19 protein-coding genes are annotated in these 19,002 nt (G+C 66.1%); 7 read left to right on the top strand and 12 right to left on the bottom strand.

Features of this window, described 5'->3' with window-relative positions; all coding sequences use genetic code 11:
- Positions 1–14 precede the first annotated feature (14 nt).
- From ACXAJT_RS13305 to atpD, 9 genes are read right to left on the bottom strand one after another with little or no spacing between them, the layout of a single operon-like run.
- Positions 15–878 carry a F0F1 ATP synthase subunit gamma gene (locus ACXAJT_RS13305; RefSeq protein ID WP_475235998.1) on the bottom strand — a complete coding sequence of 288 codons (864 nt, stop codon included), beginning with the start codon at positions 876–878 and terminating at the stop codon, positions 15–17.
- A complete protein-coding gene (locus ACXAJT_RS13300) occupies positions 875–2,413 on the bottom strand; it encodes a F0F1 ATP synthase subunit alpha (protein ID WP_475235996.1) in 1,539 nt (512 codons plus the stop codon). Before ACXAJT_RS13300 ends, ACXAJT_RS13305 begins: the two co-directional genes overlap by 4 nt.
- Complete coding sequence (locus ACXAJT_RS13295) at positions 2,406–3,140, bottom strand: F0F1 ATP synthase subunit delta (RefSeq protein ID WP_475235994.1); 735 nt, start codon at positions 3,138–3,140, stop codon at positions 2,406–2,408. The genes ACXAJT_RS13300 and ACXAJT_RS13295 overlap by 8 nt, the downstream gene beginning before the upstream one ends.
- A gap of 13 nt (positions 3,141–3,153) precedes the next feature.
- Positions 3,154–3,402 carry a F0F1 ATP synthase subunit C gene (locus ACXAJT_RS13290; RefSeq protein ID WP_226623606.1) on the bottom strand — a complete coding sequence of 83 codons (249 nt, stop codon included), beginning with the start codon at positions 3,400–3,402 and terminating at the stop codon, positions 3,154–3,156.
- Positions 3,399–4,097 carry a F0F1 ATP synthase subunit A gene (locus ACXAJT_RS13285; RefSeq protein ID WP_475235992.1) on the bottom strand — a complete coding sequence of 233 codons (699 nt, stop codon included), beginning with the start codon at positions 4,095–4,097 and terminating at the stop codon, positions 3,399–3,401. Before ACXAJT_RS13285 ends, ACXAJT_RS13290 begins: the two co-directional genes overlap by 4 nt.
- On the bottom strand, positions 4,094–4,375 hold the full coding sequence (locus ACXAJT_RS13280; protein ID WP_475235990.1) for an N-ATPase subunit AtpR: 282 nt from the start codon (positions 4,373–4,375) through the stop codon (positions 4,094–4,096). Before ACXAJT_RS13280 ends, ACXAJT_RS13285 begins: the two co-directional genes overlap by 4 nt.
- Complete coding sequence (locus ACXAJT_RS13275) at positions 4,372–4,650, bottom strand: AtpZ/AtpI family protein (RefSeq protein WP_475235988.1); 279 nt, start codon at positions 4,648–4,650, stop codon at positions 4,372–4,374. The genes ACXAJT_RS13280 and ACXAJT_RS13275 overlap by 4 nt, the downstream gene beginning before the upstream one ends.
- Complete coding sequence (locus ACXAJT_RS13270; RefSeq protein ID WP_475235986.1) at positions 4,647–5,108, bottom strand: F0F1 ATP synthase subunit epsilon; 462 nt, start codon at positions 5,106–5,108, stop codon at positions 4,647–4,649. Before ACXAJT_RS13270 ends, ACXAJT_RS13275 begins: the two co-directional genes overlap by 4 nt.
- A complete protein-coding gene (gene atpD, locus ACXAJT_RS13265; RefSeq protein WP_475235984.1) occupies positions 5,105–6,526 on the bottom strand; it encodes a F0F1 ATP synthase subunit beta in 1,422 nt (473 codons plus the stop codon). Before atpD ends, ACXAJT_RS13270 begins: the two co-directional genes overlap by 4 nt.
- Positions 6,527–6,717: 191 nt before the next feature.
- On the opposite strand from atpD, the gene ACXAJT_RS13260 reads away from it, so the two are divergent.
- Entirely contained in the window at positions 6,718–7,443 is a 726-nt protein-coding gene (locus tag ACXAJT_RS13260; protein WP_475235982.1) for a SpoIIAA family protein, read from the top strand.
- A 236-nt stretch (positions 7,444–7,679) separates the two neighbouring features.
- Here ACXAJT_RS13260 and ACXAJT_RS13255 read toward each other — a convergent pair whose 3' ends face one another.
- On the bottom strand, positions 7,680–9,185 hold the full coding sequence (locus ACXAJT_RS13255) for a DUF2235 domain-containing protein (protein ID WP_475235979.1): 1,506 nt from the start codon (positions 9,183–9,185) through the stop codon (positions 7,680–7,682).
- Positions 9,186–9,729: 544 nt separating this feature from the next.
- Between ACXAJT_RS13255 and ACXAJT_RS13250 the strand changes: the two genes are divergently transcribed.
- From ACXAJT_RS13250 to ACXAJT_RS13240, 3 genes are read left to right on the top strand one after another with little or no spacing between them, the layout of a single operon-like run.
- Positions 9,730–10,563 carry an N-acetylmuramidase domain-containing protein gene (locus tag ACXAJT_RS13250; protein ID WP_475235977.1) on the top strand — a complete coding sequence of 278 codons (834 nt, stop codon included), beginning with the start codon at positions 9,730–9,732 and terminating at the stop codon, positions 10,561–10,563.
- Positions 10,564–10,566: 3 nt separating this feature from the next.
- Positions 10,567–11,277 (top strand): hypothetical protein, encoded by a 711-nt coding sequence (locus ACXAJT_RS13245; RefSeq protein ID WP_475235974.1) that lies wholly within the window; start codon positions 10,567–10,569, stop codon positions 11,275–11,277.
- A gap of 56 nt (positions 11,278–11,333) precedes the next feature.
- Entirely contained in the window at positions 11,334–14,189 is a 2,856-nt protein-coding gene (locus ACXAJT_RS13240; protein WP_475235972.1) for a hypothetical protein, read from the top strand.
- Between the two features lie 10 nt (positions 14,190–14,199).
- On the opposite strand, the gene ACXAJT_RS13235 is transcribed toward ACXAJT_RS13240, so the two are convergent.
- Both ACXAJT_RS13235 and ACXAJT_RS13230 read right to left on the bottom strand, forming a co-directional pair.
- Positions 14,200–14,565, bottom strand: a complete 366-nt coding sequence (locus ACXAJT_RS13235; protein ID WP_475235971.1) for a hypothetical protein — start codon at positions 14,563–14,565, stop codon at positions 14,200–14,202.
- 293 nt (positions 14,566–14,858) lie between these two features.
- Positions 14,859–15,671: a restriction endonuclease gene (locus ACXAJT_RS13230; protein WP_475235969.1), complete on the bottom strand. Its 813-nt coding sequence runs from the start codon at positions 15,669–15,671 to the stop codon at positions 14,859–14,861.
- A gap of 327 nt (positions 15,672–15,998) precedes the next feature.
- Between ACXAJT_RS13230 and ACXAJT_RS13225 the strand changes: the two genes are divergently transcribed.
- From ACXAJT_RS13225 to ACXAJT_RS13215, 3 genes are read left to right on the top strand one after another with little or no spacing between them, the layout of a single operon-like run.
- Complete coding sequence (locus ACXAJT_RS13225) at positions 15,999–17,123, top strand: ABC transporter substrate-binding protein (protein ID WP_475235967.1); 1,125 nt, start codon at positions 15,999–16,001, stop codon at positions 17,121–17,123.
- The gene (locus ACXAJT_RS13220; protein ID WP_475235966.1) at positions 17,116–18,183 is read left to right on the top strand and encodes a FecCD family ABC transporter permease; all 1,068 of its coding nucleotides are present in this window, start codon (positions 17,116–17,118) and stop codon (positions 18,181–18,183) included. The genes ACXAJT_RS13225 and ACXAJT_RS13220 overlap by 8 nt, the downstream gene beginning before the upstream one ends.
- On the top strand, positions 18,177–18,974 hold the full coding sequence (locus ACXAJT_RS13215; protein WP_475235965.1) for an ABC transporter ATP-binding protein: 798 nt from the start codon (positions 18,177–18,179) through the stop codon (positions 18,972–18,974). Before ACXAJT_RS13220 ends, ACXAJT_RS13215 begins: the two co-directional genes overlap by 7 nt.
- The last annotated feature ends 28 nt before the right edge of the window (positions 18,975–19,002 follow it).

The raw sequence follows: 19,002 nt of genomic DNA, 5'->3' as shown, positions 1-19,002 counted from the left end.
GCGTCCTCCTGCGCTCAGCGCGCCGACAGGCTGCCGGTCGCAAGCTCCATGATTTCCTCGGTGATCGCGTCCTGCCGCAGCCGCCGCGCCTGTCCGGCCAGCGTATCCAGAGAGGCGCTGACATTGTCATGGGCGGCGATCATCGCGCGCATCCGCGCCTCGTTCTCGGCGGCGAAAGACAGCATCATGGCTTCGCTGATCTCGGCAAAGACGTATTCCTCGACCAGCCGGGCCAGCAATTGCTCAGGCGGCAGGGTCAGGCGCGGCGGCAGGCTGGATTGGGGCGGCGGAAAGCGCGCGTAGTCGAAGGGGACAAGCCGCCGGTGCAGCACATCGAAGCCCTCGGTGCCGCCGGGGGCGGCGTGCAGGATCGTCACGGCGCGCGCGCGTCCGCCCGCGATGCGCTGGAACACCTCCTCGGCGATGCGCCCGGCCAGATGCGCGGTGCGTGCGGGGTGCGCGATCATTGGCGCGCTCCAGCTTGGCGCGATGCCGTACTCCGGCGCCAGCAGCAGCCCTCGGTCGCCCAGAAGCAGCACGTCGGGATAGGGCGCCCCGCCGCCGGTCTGCAACGCCGCCTGTGCCGCCGCAAGCACGCGCGCCGAGAAGCTGCCCGCGAACCCCTGCTCGGCGCAGAGCACGATCAGCACCTCGCCGCCGGGGGCGGTCGATCCACTGGCGGCCTGTGGCGGCATCGGGAAGGTCAGGGCATGGCCGATGGCCTCGCCGATGGTGTCGGCATAAAGCCGGATCGCGTCGACATGCGCGTGCGCGTCGCGCAGCCGCGACGCTGCGATCCCACGCATCGCCGCGATCACCGCCGCAAGCTTGTGCACCGTGCCGATGCGCTCTTCGATATCCGCAAGCGTGCCGCTCATCCGCCGGTTTCCTCGGCTGTGGCGCCTCCGGTGATCTCCTGCGCAAGTGCGGCCACCAGCGCCACCAGCGCCGCGCGATGCTGCTCGGCCAGCGTTCCATCCGCCTGCAGCGCGGCCACCGCCTCGGAGCCCTGCGTATCCAGCCGCCCGGGCAATTGCCGCCGCAGGTCTGGCAGGCGCTCGGTGGGCATCTTGTCGAGCACGCCCTCGGCCAGAGCCGCCAGCAGTGCCACCTGATCGGCCAGCCGCAGCCCGGCGTAGCGCGGCTGGGTGAGCAGCGCGCGAATGCGTTCGCCGCGGGCGATCTGTGCCGTCACGCGGGTGCTGGAGATGCCGCCGAAGCGGGTGAACATTTCAAGCTCTTGAAACTGTGCGTAATCCAGCCGAAGTCGCCCCGACACCGCGCGCAGCGCCGGGGCCTGCGCCTTGCCGCCAACCCGGCTGACCGACAGGCCCACATCCACCGCCGGACGCTGATTGGCCGCGAAGAGATGCGAGTCGAGCACGATCTGCCCATCGGTGATCGAGATCAGGTTGGTCGGGATATAGGCCGACAGGTTGCCCGCGTCGGTCTCGGCGATCGGCAGGGCGGTGATCGAACCGCCGACCTCGCGCGGCAGCTTGGCGGCGCGTTCCAGAAGCCGCGCGTGGAGGTAGAATATATCGCCCGGATAGGCCTCGCGGCCCGGCGGCTCGCGGGTCAGCAGGGCCAGTTCGCGATGGGTGGCGGCATGGCGGGTGAGGTCGTCGATGACAATCAGCACGTCGTGGCCCGCATCGCGGAACTGCTCGGCCATGGTCATCCCGGCGAAAGGCGCGATCCACTGCAACCCCGGCGCGCTGCCGGCGTGGCCGACGACAAAGACGCAGCGCTCGGGCGCGCCATGCGCGCGCACCGCGGCGATGACTCGCTCCACCGCCGTCGCGCGCTGGCCGACGGCGACGTAGATGCAGATGACCTCCGTGTGCTTCTGGTTGATGATCGCTTCCACCGCCAGCGCGGTCTTGCCGGTGGCGCGGTCGCCGACGATCAGTTCGCGTTGGCCGCGCCCGATGGCGAACAGGCTGTCCACCACCAGCACCCCGGTCATCAGCGGCTCGGACACCAAGTCACGCGCGATGATGCTGGGAGCGGGGCGTTCGATGGGCAGCCTGTCCGCGGGCTGCAGTGCCGCGCCGCCGTCGATGGGGCGCCCGAGCGGGTCGACGATGCGGCCCAGCAGCGTCTCGCCGACCGGCACTCGGACCACTTCTCCGGTGTCGGTGACCTTGCTGCCCGCCGCAATCCCGGTCACGTCGTCAAAGAGCACCGCGTCGATCTCCGCCGCGTCCAGGGTCTGGGCAAAGCCCTCCTGTCCGCCCTCGAACCGCAGCAGGGCACCGAGTGGGGCATCGGGAAGGCCGGAGACCCGCGCGATCCCATCCGCGACCGAAATCACTCTGCCAATCGGTTCGGCCTCGGGCGCCAGCGGGGTGCGGGCGAGCGCGGCGCGGCCCCGGCGCAGCCAGTCGGCAGAGGCAGGTTCCTCAGTCATGTTTCAGCAACTCCTGCCGGATGCGCGCGAGGTCGGCGCGGAAATGGTTGCGGACGATGGCGTGCGGGGCATCCAGTTCCAGCCCCGCGATCAGCGCCGGGTCTTCCGTCACGGTAATGTCGATCGGGCGGCCCAGAACTTCGGCGAGCCGGGTCTTGAGCCCCTCGCGTTCGTCTTCGCTCAGTGCGGCTGCGCAGCGCACCGGCACCGGCCCTTCGACGCCGAGGCCCGCCCGCGTCTGCTCGGGCAGGTCCGCCACCGCCTCGGCCAGCCCATCGATGAAGCCGGTCACGCGCAGCCGCTGGGGTAGCCGTTCCAGCAGCCGTTGCGAGATGTCGACGGCAAGGCCCGCCGCCTCGTCCTGCATCGCGCGCTCGGCGTCGGCGCGGCTGCGCTGTGCGTCGGCCTGTGCCTCGGCACGCAACGCTTCGGCGTCTTTGCGGGCTGCGTCGATCAGGTCGCGCTTGGCGCGGTCGGCCTCGTCCTGTGCCGTCTTCAGAAACGCGGCGCGCCGCTCTGCCATGGCGGCGTCGCTGGCCCGGAGATCGGCAAGCGCGGCCTCGGCTTCGGCCCGCGCGGCGCGGGCCTGATCCAGCGCCCCCGTCGCCGCCGCCTGCCGCTGCGCGAGGATCTTCGACACCGGCTTGAACAGGAAGTGCGACAGGATCCACAGCAGAACCAGAAGGTTGATCGTCTGCAGACCCAATGTCCACCAGTCGAAGCTCATCGCAGGTCCCGCCTCAGACGAAGGGGTTGGCGAAGAGCAGCAGCAGCGCGACCACCAGCGTGTAGATCGCCATGGTCTCGATCATCGCGAGGCCGACAAAAAGCGTGCGGCTGAGCGTGCCCGCCGCCTCGGGCTGGCGGGCGATGGCATCCATGGCGGCGGCAACGGCGCGGCCTTCGGCCAGCGCCGGGCCGATCGCGCCGAAGGACACGGCCAGTGCAGCGGCAAGGATGCTGACGATCTCGACAAGGTTTGCGGTCATGGGCGGGGCTCCTTTGCGGACACGGAAGAGGGGGCGTGTTCGCCGACCGCGGCACCGATGAAGACGGTGGCCAGCACGGCGAAGATGTAGGCCTGCACGGCACCGGTCAGCAGATCGAGCGCCATCAGCGGGATCGGCACCAGCAGCCCGGCGAGCGTGAGGATGATGCCGATGACGAAAACGCCGCTCATGACATTGCCGAAGAGGCGCACGATCAGCGAGAACGTGCGGGTGATCTGCTCGACGACATTGAGCGGGATCATCACCCACGACGGTTCGGCGAAGGTGGCGAGATAGCCTTTCAGCCCCTGCGCCGCGATGCCGTACCAGACGGTCGCGGCGAAGACGATCAGCGCCAGCGCGGCGTCGGTCTCGAGCCGCGCGGTGGGCGGCTCAACGCCGGGCAGCAGCGCGGACCAGTTGGCGACAAGCACGAACAGAAAGATCGTCCCGATCAGCGCGCGGTAGCGGCGCGGGTCGCGCTGCATGGTGTCTTTGATCTGCGCGTCGACGGTGCCGACGAAGAGTTCCAGCACGGTCTGCACCCGGCCCGGCGTCAACGACAGATGGCGGGTGGCGAGGCGACAGCCAAGCGCCAGCAGCACGAGGATCGCCCATGTCACCAGCACCGGTTCGGTGATCGGCACCGGCCCGACGTAGAACAGCGGCTCGAGGGAAAGCGGGCTGTCCATCATGGCGCCTTTCGAACCCGGCGCAGCACCGCCTGCCGCGCCAGCAGCAGCCCCAGCGTGCCCGCCAGCAGCGGCAGCGCGCCCAGCAGCGCCAGCCCGATCAAAAGCGCTGAAAGCAGCGCGAGGCGGCCGAGTTGCAGGGCGAGGGCGCGCCACGCCGAGCCACCTTCGAGGTAGAGCGCGGTCACACGTTGCAGGCTGGCGAAATGCCCCCATCCAAGCGCGAAACCAAGGCAGAGCGCGAGGGCAGCGAGCGGGTAGGGCGCATCGAGAAGGGTCATTGCTTGTGCATCCATTTCCATGCGGCGTGAAAGCCGATCGCCGCGCCAATCATGATCGCCGGGGCGGTGAAGAAGACGCCGGTGTCGAAGACCCGGTCGGCGGCGCGGCCCAGCACCACGCCCAGCAGCGTCGGCACCACCACCGCCCAACCCAGTATGCCGATCTGCCCCAGCCGCGCGCCGAGCGACGGCTCGGGCGTCTCCTCGCCGAGCCGGTGGCGTTCTGCCGAGCGGCGGGCGGCGTCGGCGATGTGGCTCTTGTGCTCTTCGCTCATCGCCCGTCTCCGCCTGCGTCGGCTGCGAAGGGCCCCGGAGCCGGACCGCCGGGCCGTCCGGGGCGCAGGTATTGCATCAACTGGCGCACCGCGCTGGCATGCAGGCGCATCTGCTCGACCCGCTCGCGCCGGTCGGCGTCTGCCTCGGCGGCGCGCAGCGCCTCCACCTCGGCTTCGAGCGCGTGCAGGTCGCCTCCGAGCACGCCTTCACGGCATGCCACGGCCACGGCGGTGCCGTTCTCCACCGTCAACAAACCGCTGCGCAGGGCGCAGAAGCGCAGCGCGCCCCGCGCCGTGCGCCAGCGCAGCACCGAGGCGGGCAGCACGGTCATGAACTCGGTATGCCCCGGTAGTATGCCAAAAGCGCCGCTGCGGTCTTCGGCGCGCACCGAGGTGACGCCGGTCTGGTCGACCAGAACGCTCATCGGCGTGGTGATGGTGAGATGGAGCCCGCTCATGTCGCACCCATCGCCGCGGCCTGTTTCTCGCGCGCCTCGTCCAGCGTGCCGACCATGTAGAGCGCGCCCTCGTCCCAATCGTCGCAGGCGCCGTCGAGGATCGCCTTGCAGCCGGCGATGGTCTCTTCGATCGGCACCGAGCGGCCGGGGATGCCGGTGAAGGCCTCGGTCACGGTGAAGGGCTGGGTAAGAAAGCGCTGCAGGCGGCGCGCGCGTTCGACGATCTGCCGGTCCTCGCGGCCCAGTTCCTCCATACCGAGCAGCGAGATCACGTCCTGCAGGCCGCGGTAATGCTCGATCGCCCGGCGCACTTCATTGGCGGTGCGCACGTGGTCTTCGCCAAGGATCAGCGGGTCGAGCAGGATCGACGAGGAGGCCACCGGGTCGATCGCCGGATACATGCCATCGGCGGCCATGGCGCGCGACAGCACCACCATGCTGTCCACATGCGAGGCGATGGCGGTCACCGCCGGGTCGGTGAAATCATCTGCGGGCACATAGACCGCCTCGACCGCCGTGACCGAGGCGCGGCCAGACGAGGCGATGCGCTCCTGAAGCTCGGCCACCTCGGTGCCCAGCGTCGGTTGATAGCCCACCCGCGAGGGCAGGCGGCCCAGAAGCCCCGAAACCTCTGCCCCGGCCTGCACGAAGCGAAACACGTTGTCCATCAGCAGCAGCACGTTGCGCTGCGCCTCGTCACGGAAATGCTCGGCGATGGTCAGCGCGGTCAGTGGCACCCGCCAGCGCGCGCCCGGCGGCTCGTTCATCTGACCATAGACCAGCACGGTGCGGTCGAGCACGCCCGCATGGGTCATCTCGACCAAAAGCTCGTGTCCCTCGCGCGAGCGCTCGCCGACGCCAGAGAAGACCGAGATGCCCTTGTAGCTGGCGACCATGGCGTGGATCAGTTCCATCACCAGCACGGTCTTGCCCACCCCCGCACCGCCGAACATCGCCGCCTTGCTGCCCTGCGCCAGCGGCGTCAGCAGGTCGAAGACCTTGATCCCGGTGTGGAACAGCTGTGGCGTCCCCAAGCTGGCGCGGAAGGGCGGCGGCGGACGGTGGACGGGGCGGCGTGGCACGTCGGTAGGAAGTGCCTCTCCGGCGTCGCCAATGCCGCCTGTGACATCCAGCAGACGCCCGAGCACCGCTTCGCCGACCGGCACTTCAAGTGGTCCGCCGACTGCGGTTGCGGGCGCGCCGCGCCGCAGGCCGGTGGTGTCTTGCAGCGCGATGCTGCGCAGCGTGGCGGTGTCGAGATGCGCCTGCACCTCGAGGGTGACATCCGCGCCATCGGGGCGGGGCACCACCAGAGCCTCGTCGATCTTAGGCAAGGCCCCACCGTCAAAGCGCACGTCCACCACCGCGCCGCGGATGGCGACGACCTGACCGATCGGGGCGATCTTCTGTGCCGTCATGCTGTGGTCCTCGCAGGGACATTCTTGCCGCAGCCTAGGCGGATTCGCGGGGCGACACTTTGCGCCGCATCAAATCCTGAAGCGTTACAGCCTTTTGCCGCCGGAAGCTCAGCGCAGGCAGGCAGGACTGGCCGGACAGGACTTTGCGCAAAAGCGGTCTTGGCGCATACTTCAAGCGGGAGGATCGCGCCATGATCGAAGTTCACGACACCGCCGAGCACGGTATCCTTGAAATGCGGATGACCCCGCCGATCACCGATGCCGATTATCGCGATACGCTGATGCCCGCGCTCGACGCGGCGCTGACCACGGGCAACCGGCTGCGGCTGCTCGCCACCGTCGAGGCGCGCGCGTCGGATTTCACGCTGGGGGCCTTGTTTCAGGACGCGCGAACCGGGCTGAAGCACTGGCGCGGGTTCGACCGCATCGCGTTGGTCTCGGACGACAAGATGCTGCGCCGGACGGTCGGAGGATTCTCGGTCTTCATGCCCTGTCCGGTCGCCACCTTCGAGATGCAGGAGGCGGACGCGGCCCGGCGCTGGCTGCGCGAGAGCCTTGGCACTATCCAGCAAGAGGATCTCGGAGGCGGGACGCTACAGGTGCGCCTGCGCGGCAAGGTTGATGGCGCGGCCTATGAGGCGGCTATCGGCGATCTTGACAGTTTCTTTGCCGAGCACGAGACGGTGCGGCTGCTGATCGACCTGCGCGATTTCGACGGCTGGCAGGGGCTCGACGCGCTGCGCGATCACTTCTTTCTGGTCCGCGGCCACGCGGCCCGCGTGCACCGCGCGGCGATTGTCGGCGACGCGGGCTGGCAGGACATGGCGGTGCAGATCGGCAAGCGCGCCTTCGGTCTCGACGCGCGCCACTTCCGAGCCGACGAGATGGCGCAGGCGCAGGCGTGGCTTGCCGGATAGGACGGGCATCGCGGCTGCTTTGCCAGGCTGTTTGGGCTTGGTTGAACCTCGGGCACCTTCCGGCGCTCGGCACCGCAGTGAAGTGTGAGATCCAGTCAGGCTTTTGAACCTCCGACAATGAAGGGTCCGGCCGGAGGTTTCGGCGGCGTCGCAAGACGTAGACTTCCGGTATTTCGACTGTCAAAGGCGCCCGTCTGGCCGGGACGCGCCGATATAAAGCGAACCATGCAGGGCGCTCAGGCGGAAATCGACAGGCGCACCTTCCCTTTGTTGTTGGCGTAGGCGTACCAGACGTCGTTGGCGAAGCAGTAGAGATAGCCGCTGGTTTTCGGGGTGATGCGGGCCTGCGTGCCGATCTGGAAGACCTCGTGCGGGCAAAGCTCCTTGGTTTCTGCATGTACTCCGGTGCCGCTGGCGATCACCCCGACGAGGCAGAACCACGGCAGGTCTTGCTCGCGGCGGGCAAGCGGAATGGTGGCATTGGGGTTCTTGGTCTTGGCGCGGCGGCGGCGCTGGTACCAGTCGAAGGGCGAGACCAGCGCATAGGCCAGATGGAACCCTTCGGGCGCGCCGTCGGGGCTGCATTTGATCGAGCCGTCGAGCCATTCACCGCTGGCCTTGAACTCGTAGCTGACACCCGCCCGCAAGTAGAGACCGCTGTGGTTCCACTGCTCGCGGGCGTAGACGTTGAACGTCTCCGTCTCTCCCGGCTGCAGGCTGCGGGTTTCCCAGTAGCGCGGCTGTACCAGCGGCGGCGTCGCTTGACGCTGCCGGACGCTGTCGTGCACGTCGCCGTCGGCGCTGTCGATGTTGGGCACGCTGCGCGGCCGGGTCTTGAGATAGGTGTAGAGCGAACGTTTGGCGGACTCGTGCAACTGGCCCAGCGGGTCTCCGGAAAGCTGGTCGAAGGCCGAGGCGCGGAAGGTCGCGCCATGGGCCTGCGCCTCTTCGATCATCCACTTCAGGGTGATGTCACCGAGCGCGCTATCGGCATAGCCGCCGCCGATGTCGCCGTGCGCGCCGGAGAACCACGTCTGCACCATATCGCTTTCGCCGGGATCATGGCTGGTCCAGAGCGTCGGGGCAAAGCTGCGGCGGCGTTCATCAACGGCGATCGCATGGCGGGCGACGGCGACCTGCGGGCCAAGCTCTGTGTCGTGGAACTCGAACCTCTTGCGGTTGTCGAGCACGTTGATCAGGAACTCATCGGGGATCCCCAGCGCTCCCACCGTGTCCCACACGCCCAGAAAGCCGATTTTGACGTCGGCGATCCGCTCGAAGGCGGTGTCGCTCCATTTCTGTCCGGGGGCGAGCGTGCGATAGGCTTTGTAGGCCGCATCCACCCGGCGCCATTTCTCGGCCTCGGCGATCTGATCGTCGGGAAAAGCCAGCAGACCGCATTTGCCGATCACCCCGGCAAGGCTGCGCACCGCAAAGGCGCCGCGGGAAAAGCCAAAGAGGAATATCCTGTCCGATGGCAGGTAGTTCTCGCACAGCCAGTGGTAGGCGCTCTTGATATCGTCATCGAGGCCGACACCCAAGCCGCCGCCTTTCAGCCGTGTCCAGAGCCCGCCCGAACTGCCGACCCCGGGCCGGTAGTAGGTTTTTTGCGGCGCGCCATCGGTGTCCAGCGGCGCCAGTGCCGAGTGGATCTTGACCACATTCGTGGGAGAGGGCCTGCCGTCTTCTCTTTGGGTCGGGGTGTTCCAGGTGCCGTCGCAACAGACGATCAGATTGGCCATGGCAAAATCCGCGTGCTGAAAATCCTCTGGCAAACTATGCCATGGCGGCGATTGGCTGCCTAATGGAGTTCCCCGCGCCCGAGTTGATTTGAGCGATCTGGTGCTGATGTCGCGCTTGCCCCGTTCCTTGCGCTGTGCCGTTGACGCGCTGTGGATGGCGCTGCAGCCCGGGCACCTGGCGAAAGAGAAGTCCGCGTTTTTCAAGTCGACGAATGTTCGTAGCGATGCACCTATTTCAAAAAAGTGCATGTCTCACGAGACGCACTGCCCTTAAAAAGACACATTTTTAGGTGGCTCGATATCGCTGATATTTTTTGGCGCCTAGATTTCTGCGTGAAGGCTTTATCTCAAGTAGCTGATTTTTATATTCATCTCTCTTTTTTCTTCGGCCAATTTCAAAGGGCTCAGAGGCTTCAACCTCAGGCGGCGTGTCTCTTGCGGCCAGGGCGCTGGCTCAAGTGTGAGTAAAAGTTGACCAAAATCGCGTTCTGAGGCACACTTTCGGGATTGGATGAAGCCTATTCCCCCTCCACGGGAGGAGCACATGTTTCCGATAAGGCATTTGACGCGGTCGGATGAAATTTCCGCCGCAAATCAGCTGGGAGTGAATGTTGCGGTGATCAAAGCCGTAAAGGCCGTTGAGGCGCGACAAAACGGCTTCATTTCCGGAACCGACCGGCCCTGTATTCTTTTCGAGGGGCATTATTTCAGCCGCTTGACCAAACGAAAATACGACCGAGAGCACCCTGATATCTCGTATCGGAAATGGACACGGACGCATTACAAGGGCGGGCGCGGCGAGTATGACCGTCTGGTCAAAGCGATCCGGGTGAACCGCGGCGATAGCGAACCGGCTTTGAAATCAGCCTCTTGGGGGCTGTTCCAAATCATGGGCTTTAACCACGATCTGGTCGGTTTTGATACGGTGGTCGACTTCGTCAACGCGATGTCTCTGGGGGAGCCGCAGCAGCTTGCCGCCTTTGTGCGTTTCATCGAACACAACAGCCTCGCCGAGAAGCTGCGCAGCGAAAACTGGAGCGAGTTTGCGCGGGCCTACAACGGCCCCGGTTACCGGGCCAACAAGTATCACATCAAGCTGGCAGCGGAATTCACCAAGGCGCGGGCGATGATCGACGAAGAGCGCACCGGCGGGCAGGTCAATCTCGAGCGCGGAGATACCATGCAGCTTCAGGCAGCGCTCAATGTGGCGATCGACTCCGGGCTCGTGGTTGATGGTTGGATCGGCGACCAGACCCGCGCGGCGATCCGCATCTTTCAGGAGCGCGAGGGGATGCCAGTGGATGGCCGGGTGAGCAAGGCGTTGCTCGACCGGCTGGAACTCGACGTGCCCGACTTCGATGCCATAGTGGAGGCCTGAGCCATGGTTGCCACCGCCACGCTTCTCACCGCCGCCCGGCTGATCGCCGGGCGGTTCTCTCCGATCCTGCTGGGCAAACTCAGCGGCAGCCGCGCCGGGGAGTTTGCCGAAAAGGTCGTCGGCACCGCCGCCGGGGTCGTTGGGCTGCCGGTTGATGCCAGCGTCGACGAGATCATTGCGAAACTGGGCAGCGATCCCGAGGCCGAGCGGCGCTTTACCATCGCGATGATGGAGATCGAGCGCGACGTCTACCGCCTCGAACTGGAAGACCGTCGCGCCGCCCGCGAAAGCCAGAACGCCCGTGGGCAGGCCCGGGCCGACATGATGCTGAAGATGGTCGTCGGCGGCCTGCTGGCCTGCATCGCGGCGGTGGTTGCCTTGGGTTTGATCGAGACGGAGAACAACACCGCGCGCGCCTCTTTGATCGCGCTGCTCACCACCATCGCCGGGGCGCTGTTGAAGATGTTCAGCGACGCTTTTGCCTTCGAGTTCGGCAGTTCCCGAGGTTCGAAGAATAAGGATGAGCAGATCGAGGAGTTCAATCAGGCGCTACTCGACGTCGGGCGCACCCAGCAGGACCGCACCCAGGAAATGCTGCGCCAGAACCTCGACCGCAAGCCCGCGCCCGCGCCGGAGGCCACGGCCGTAGTGGCGGAGGACGCGCCGGGGCATCGCAATTTCGTGGCCGAGCTGGAGGCCGAGGCAGCGGCCTAGGCGCGGACAGGCGCTGCGCCGGGGTTTGGATTGGGATCATTCGCGAGGAGACAGCCGTGCCCGGCGGACTTTGGACTTGGCTTTGCGCATGGAGCGCGACTGTGTTTCACGGTGCGAAAGTCTTTCGCGCACTGCTCGTTGTGGTCGCCACGGTCGCTGTACTTTGCGTGCTGTTCGTCTTGGGCTCTTACCTCGCTCCGCTGCTCACCCAGCGCTACCAGAACGCGCGCTCGGACATCGCGCAATCTTTGCGCGGCGATCCTGATCGTCCGGGGGTGTCGGGGCTGATCTATGTGGAAAGTCCCGAGGTCTATACCCGCCAGCGTCTGGTGAATGATCGGTACCTGCAGGACGCGTGGCTGCGTGAGCGGCTCGAAGAGATCGACGATCCCAACGCCGGTTGGATCGAAGAGGCGCAGGCGGACATGCGGCGCGCGGTGCTGAGCTTGGCAGCGGGCAGTGCCGGCGACAGCGGCAAGAAAAGCGGCGATGCGTCACCGGAGGCCGGTGCGATGATCTCTGACACCGCGTTGAAGGAGTTGCTGAAGGTGCCCTTCGATGCGCGGTTCCAATTGCAATCCGAGGCGCGTGACAAGATCCGCCAGTTGATCTTGGAAAACGCCCTTGATGATCGCCACGATCTGAGCGGCAACACCGTCTTCGGGCTGAAGTTTGACACGTCGATCCTGCCCGGCTCGGAGGCCTATCTCAACCCCACGGTCGTGGTGCGGATGGAGCAGAACCCGCTCGACCGGCTGTTCAACCTAAGCCGTACGCCGGCGCAGGGGGACGGGGATGCAAGGCGCGCGCCCGAGGATTTCCTGCGGCATTTCATGCGCTACGAGCAGGTGGCCCGAGAAAACGCGGCGGCGGATGATGTTCATAGCGAGCGCAGGCCGTGGAGGTTTACCGGCGACGAGATCGAGATCCTTGAACAGATCGACGATTACTTTGCAGGGTGGCTTCTGAGCCTTGAGCGGCGGTTGACGGAATACCGCGGCGACGAAGAGCGCATCTGCCGCGATGCGAACGTTCAGGAGGTGCGGGACCAGCTTGACGCCCCCATGTGCGAGCGTGGGCCGGACGGAAGGCCGGTGCTCGGAGATTGGGCGAGCGATCGCATCGAGACTCTCTTCGCGCAGGTCGAAGAGGTGGATGACGCGTTGAATTTCATCACCCGCGCGCCGCATTTCGGCGCCAAGACGGCCGAGAGGCTGCGCGAGCAGGTGCGCGGCAATGCAAGCGCGGCCTGCGAGCATGGCTCGGAGAGCACACTGTCTTTGCGGGACTTCCTTGAACGCGAACAGGCGGACATTCCCTTCACCAGCGGCGGCGTGCCCGGGGTCTGGGGGCTGTTTCTCGATGCCAAGACGATCTTCCGCGGGGCCTATGAGCCGGGGCTGTGCCCCTACGATGTCGACATGTCGTTCGGCGGCAGCAGCGTGAACCTGTTGGTGACGGCGCAGCAGGCGGTGGAAGGCTCGGGCGCGCCGCTAGATCCCGCCTTTCTGGCGGCAAGCGGATTGGAGCCTCTGGCCTGCGAACCTGCCTTTTGTCCGGGGTTCAACGTCTGGCTCGAACAGGGGATCGAGGCTGATGCGGCGTTGATCGAGGAGATCAAGAACAGCCTCACGCCAGAGGCGTTATCGGTCATCGGGCGCACCGCCGAGAATGTCTCGCAGCGGGTCTTGTGCCGCTTGGAGCAGGACGGCAGCAGCTTTCTCGCGACAGGGTCGGGCAGGGACTCGCTTGAGCAACTGTACAACGAGCTTGTCGAGCCGGGCGATCCGCCCGTCACCGTGAACGAATGCGTTGCCGGACGGTCGCTGCGGCTGCGGCTTGGCGCCTACGAGTTTTTTCGCCGGATGGCGGAGGTCGAAAGCTACACCTACGCGGCGTTTCCGCGCGGCGACGTCACCGGTGTTGTGCGCGAGGTCAGCGAGCATCAGTCGCTTGGCCTCGACGGTGGGGCGTCGGGGGTATCGGGCAGCGCCGGGTTCGAGCGGGGCAGCAGCCGCCGGACCATCGAGGCGGTGCCGCGGGTGATCAATTTCGCCTCGGGTCAAAGCCGGTCGGCCCAGCCCGAAGCGCAGCGCCGCAAGCATTTCGATTTTGGCTGGACCGTGGTCAAGGAGGGTCCGAAAGAGCCGATGATGGCCTCGCAGTTGGTGCTGATTTCGATGCCGGCCTACATGGATGAGATCAGCCTGAAGGTCTGGAAGGGGTTCCTCGACCTCGACAAGGTGCCGTCGGATCGCTCTGCGCTGCTGCCGGGGCTGGAAGAGGAGTTCTGGGAGAGGATTGTTGCCGGAGAGCCCGTCGCAGCGGCGGGCGGGCCCGAAGAGGGCACCGCGCCCCTTTCGCAAAGCTACGAGGGCATGGCGTTCGAAGACCGGATCCAGTTTCTGATGAAAGGGTACGAGACCGGAACGATCACCTTGAAAGTGCCGCCCGATTACACCGCGCTCGACAGTATCGTGATCGGGCGCAGTAAGATCCTCGGGCCGCAGATCAACGTCGAAGCCTTGGACGAGGCGGTTCTGCCGGAGGAGGAAGGCGGCCAGCGTGCCGAATGCGTCCGCTGGTCGAAGGTGTCCGCCGAGGCGGCAGAGCCCGGCGCGGCGCAGGACCCCTATTACCTTGTCGATCTGGTGGTGCCGGGCGAGCGCCTGTGGCGCTCCACGGTCGTCACCTTGGGCGGAGCAAAGGCGCAGCGGATCGAGGTGATGCCCGACATGCGCGGCATTCTTGCGAGCTTCCGACTGCCGGAAGAGCCGGTGCCGGGGGTCGAGCGCGTCTGGGTCTGGACCAGCGAGGGCCGCGATACCGCCTTGGTCCGGGTCTGCGACGAGATGGGCCACTACCCGCAAAGCAGCGGCGCGGCGCCGGTGCCAAGGGTGGGCGGACGTTAAAGCCTGCGGATCAGCGGACGACCTGACCGACATAGCGCCCGCATTTGCAGGGCGAGTTGATCGGGCGCGGGGAGACGGTGCACGAGCCGTTCGGCGTTTCGCAGACTGTGCCGGTGCTCTGCTGCACCAGTTCGCGCAGACGGTCTTCCGAAGAGCCACGCTGGGCAGAGGTGTCGGACGCCGGGGCGCGAGACAGCTGGGCCGGGGCGACCTCGGGCGAGGGGGGCGCGGCCTGCACGGAGACGGCTGGTGCGGGGCTGCTGTCCGCCAATGCGACGTGCTCGGGCTCTTGATTCGTCAACACGCCGTAGCCTGTCGCCACGATGGCGGCGACGGCCAGAAGGGTCCCTGCGGCTAGGCCTTTGACATTTCTCACTGCTTTGAACCTCTGGTCGATCCGGGCGCGCGCTTGCGCCTCTTGGTTGATCGCATCTTACTGCAGAGGCGGCTTTCGGCCAAGCAAACAAGGCAAATGCGCGAAGTTCCGCGCGTGGCGCGGAAACGCGACAGCTGCCCTTAGGCTGTTCCGTGACATTAGCTGTCGCGGCCAACCGATCGGCCGGCCGCGCTGAACACATCAGTGAGTGCGTGGGTGCCGATGAGGTTTGAGAGCGTGTCAAAGCGTCGGCCCGTGGCACACTGATCAGGCGGCGCGCTGCCCCAGGGGCCTTACATCGCCCACGCTTCGGTGAAGCTCTCCACGCCGAACTCGCGGTCGATGGTCGGCAGGTCGTGCGGGCTTAGCAGCAGAACGCCGGTGGTGGCCGCGAGCCGCCGTGCGCTTGCGGTGAACCCCGCCGTGGCGAGCACCCCGGCACCGGCCAGCCCATAGTAATTCTTGCCGGTGAACGCTTCTTGGATGGCCTTGTTGCCGACCGGTGAATTGTAAAGCTTGACCTGCAGCCCGATGACCAAAGCGCCCTTGCGCGCGACAATGTCGATGCCCTGATCATAGCCGCGTTTGGTTACATCCGCGTCCCAGCCAAAGTGGCGCAACTGTGCGGCGCACCAATGTTCGAACTCCGCCGGGTCTGTGGGGTAATCCTCTGCGTCGAACCCACCATCGCGCGCTTCGCTCTCGATCCGCTCGATCTCGGTCAGTACGTAGTCAACCACGGCGGGCTCGATCCGATGGTAATCGAAGGACAGATCGATGCTGTCGAGGAATTCGAGAACCATGTCGTGCCGCTCGTCGGCGATCACCCGATTGTAGTCGTTCTTCTTCACCGCCAGCCGCAGATTGCGCGACAGGGCGGCAGAGTGCAGCCCCACATGTCGGGTCAGTTCGCGCCGTTTGGCGGGCGTCAGCCCGAGGCCGAGTCCCTTGAACACGATGACCAGCACCGCGAGGTAGCCAAGCGCGATGATCGGCAGCGCCCGCGTCGTGGCCACCGAGGTGTCGAGGGCATAGTAGGCATAGCCGGTACAAAGCAGCGCCAGAAAGGTCACGGCGCCTAGGATCGTTTCGTATTCTTTTCTCATTCGCTGCCGCCTCGGTGCGTTGTTTTCCCTGATACTAATCCTGGCAGAACATTTCGGCAACATGTGACGTGAGAGTCGGCGTCTAAGCGCTTATCACAAAGGCATGAATCTGGGTTCGGTAAGAGCCTTGCCTCTGTGCATGGCATCCGGAGCCCGAGGGTCCGCCGTGGGCCTGCCGGCACCATTTCTTGAGGTGCGCAGGCGGCGACAGCATGTGTTGGCCTTCCCTGGCGTAATCTCGACAATTATGCTTGGGAATTAAACTTGACTGATATAGTCGTAATTACTAGGCCAGCCGCAACTGCTCTTTCCTGATTGGATGTTCCGATGATGCACCGCCTTGCTGGTAGCGCCGCCCTGATCCTCTCGATCTATGCCGGGGCCGCGCTGGCCGATCCTGTCACCTTCACCGACATCGCGGGGCGCGACGTCACCGTCGACGCGCCGGTCGAGCGGATCATCCTCGGCGAGGGTCGGCAGATCTACCTGCTGGGCATTCTCGACCGCGAGGACCCGTTCGAGAGGGTCGTCGGCTGGCGCAAGGATTTGCTGCAGGCGGACCCCGACAGCTATCACATCTACGCCGAGAAGTTTCCGCACCTGAAGGACCTGCCCACCTTCGGCGGCTTCAAGGACGGCACCTTCGATGTCGAGCAGGCCGCCGCGCTGCAGCCGCAGCTGGTGCTGATGAATCTGGAATCCAAAGCGGCGACCGAAGACGCGGGCTACGACGACAAGCTGGCCAAGCTGGGTATCTCGATCGCTTATGTGGATTTCCGTGAAGACCCGATGGCGCACAGCGTCGAGTCCATGCGCATCATGGGCAAGGTGACCGGCAAGGAAGAGCAGGCCGAAGACTACATCGACTTCGTCGAGGCGCAGATGGCGCGGGTGACCGATACTCTGGCAGAGGCCGAGATCGAGCGGCCCAAGGTCTTTGTCGATCGTGCCGGCGGCTATTCGGACGATTGCTGCATGACCTTTGGCCCCGGCAATTTCGGCGACTACGTCGAGATCGCGGGCGGCACCAATATCGCGGGCGACATCCTGCCCTCGACCTTCGGCACATTGAACCCCGAGCAGATCATCGCCGCCAACCCCGATCAGGTGATCGTCACAGGCGGCCAGTGGGACGCCTATGTGCCCGGCGGCAACTGGGTCGGCATGGGGCCGGGCTCGGACATGGATGTGGCGCGGAGCAAGCTCGAGGCGCTGACCGAGCGCACCGCGATGACCGGCATCGGCGCGGTCGAGACCGGCGAGTTCCATGCCATCTGGCACCAGTTCTACGACAACCCTTACTACTTTGTCGCCGTGCAGAAGATCGCCACATGGCTGCACCCCGAGATCTTTGCCGATCTCGACCCCGAGGCGACGTTGAAGGAGCTGCACGCGCGCTTCCTGCCGGTGGACTACAAGCCCGGCTACTGGGTCTCGCTGAGCGATGAGTGATATCGGATCTGCAACCGGATCGAACACAGGGCGCGATTTCTATCGCGCCCTCGTGCTTCGCAGGCAGCTGATCCTGCTGGCGCTCGGCTTGGCGCTGGTCCTGGTCTTCTGCGCCGATCTCGCGCTTGGCCCGGCGCGCTATTCGCTGACCGAGGTGGCGCGCACGCTGGTGACGCCCGGCGCCGTGGATGAACGCCTAAGGGTGATCGTCTGGGATATCCGCATGCCGGTCGCGCTGATGGCGCTGGTCGTAGGGGCAAGCCTGTCGGTCGCCGGCACCCAGATGCAGAGCATCCTCAACAACCCGCTCGCCAGCCCCTTCACGCTGGGCATCTCGGCGGGCGCGGGTTTTGGCGCGGCGCTGGCGCTGGCCTTCGGCGTGGCGCTGTTTCCCTTTGCTGTCGACTACATCATTCCGGTCAACGCCTTCCTGATGGCGATGCTGACCGCGTTGGCGATCTACGCGCTCAGCCTGCGGCGCGGGGTGACCAGCGAGACGATCATCCTGCTGGGTATCGCGCTGGTCTTCATCTTTAACGCGCTGATGTCGCTGATCCAGTTCTTTGCCAGCCAGCAGGCGGTGGCGGCGGTGGTGTTCTGGACCATGGGCAGCCTGACCAAGGCGACTTGGCCCAAGCTGGGCATCGCCTGCGCCGCGCTGGCGCTCTCGCTGCCGCTGTTGGCACGCCGGGGCTGGGCGCTGACCGCGATGCGGCTCGGTGACGCCAAGGCCGAGAGCATGGGCGTGCGCCCGGGGCGGGTGCGGCTCGAGGTGCTGATGATCGTCAGCCTGCTGGCCGCGATCTCGGTGTCTTTCGTTGGCACCATCGGTTTTGTCGGCCTCGTGGGGCCGCATATCGCGCGTATGCTCGTGGGGGAGGATCAGCGCTTCCTGTTGCCGGGGGCGGCGCTCTCGGGCGCGCTGATGCTGTCGGCGGGCTCGGTGCTGTCGAAGATGGCGATCCCCGGCACGGTGATCCCCATCGGCATCGTCACGGCGATCGTCGGCATTCCCTTCTTCCTCTACCTCATCCTCAGCCGGAGGGGCGGCGCATGGTAAGCCTCGAACTGCGCGATCTGTCGGCGACCTACGGCGGGCGCGAGGTGCTCTCCGGCATCACCACGCCACGGCTGCATGGCGGGCAAGTGGTCTCGCTTCTGGGGCCCAACGGTGCAGGCAAATCGACGCTGTTCAAGCGCGTCTTCGGTCTGCTGAAGGGGGCCGGAGAGGTCAGGATCGAGGGCGCCGAGGTGACGCGCCCCATCGCCTACATGCCGCAGGACGATGGCACACGTCCGGCGCTGTCGGTCTATGAGGCGGTTCTGCTGGCGCGCATGCAGGGGCGGCGGCTGCAGGTGTCGGGCGCGGATCATGCCGAGGTCGACAGGGTGATCGCACTGCTCGACATGGAGCGGCTGCGCGGGCGGCCTGTGGGCGATCTCAGCGGCGGGCAGCGGCAGATCGTCAGCGTGGCGCAGGCGCTGGTGCAGCGGCCGCAGATCGTGCTGATGGACGAGCCGACCTCGGCGCTGGACCTGTCGCGGCAGATCGGCCTGCAGACGCTGATGCGCAGCCTTGCGCGCGAGCAGGGACTGCTGGTTATGATTGCCCAACATGACCTCGGCCACGCGCTGCGCTTTACCGATGCGTGCCTGGTGATTGCCGACGGCGGGCTGGCCGCTTGCGGGCCGACCGGCGAGGTGGTCACGCCGGGCCTGCTGCGCGACATCTTCGAGGTGGAGGCGCGGGTCGAGCCCTGCTCGAAGGGCATCCCGCAGCTGGTGGTGGACCGACGCCTTGGCCGCAGCGAGGGGCTTGGGGCGGGGGCGCCCGGCTTCTCTCTGTGCTGAGCCATAGGGGGAGCGCCAGACAGCAGAA

The organism is Salipiger sp. ABF4_146 (assembly GCF_056161345.1).
The sequence above is the reverse complement of the archived record's forward strand: the minus strand, read 5'-3'. Positions and strand labels throughout refer to the sequence as shown.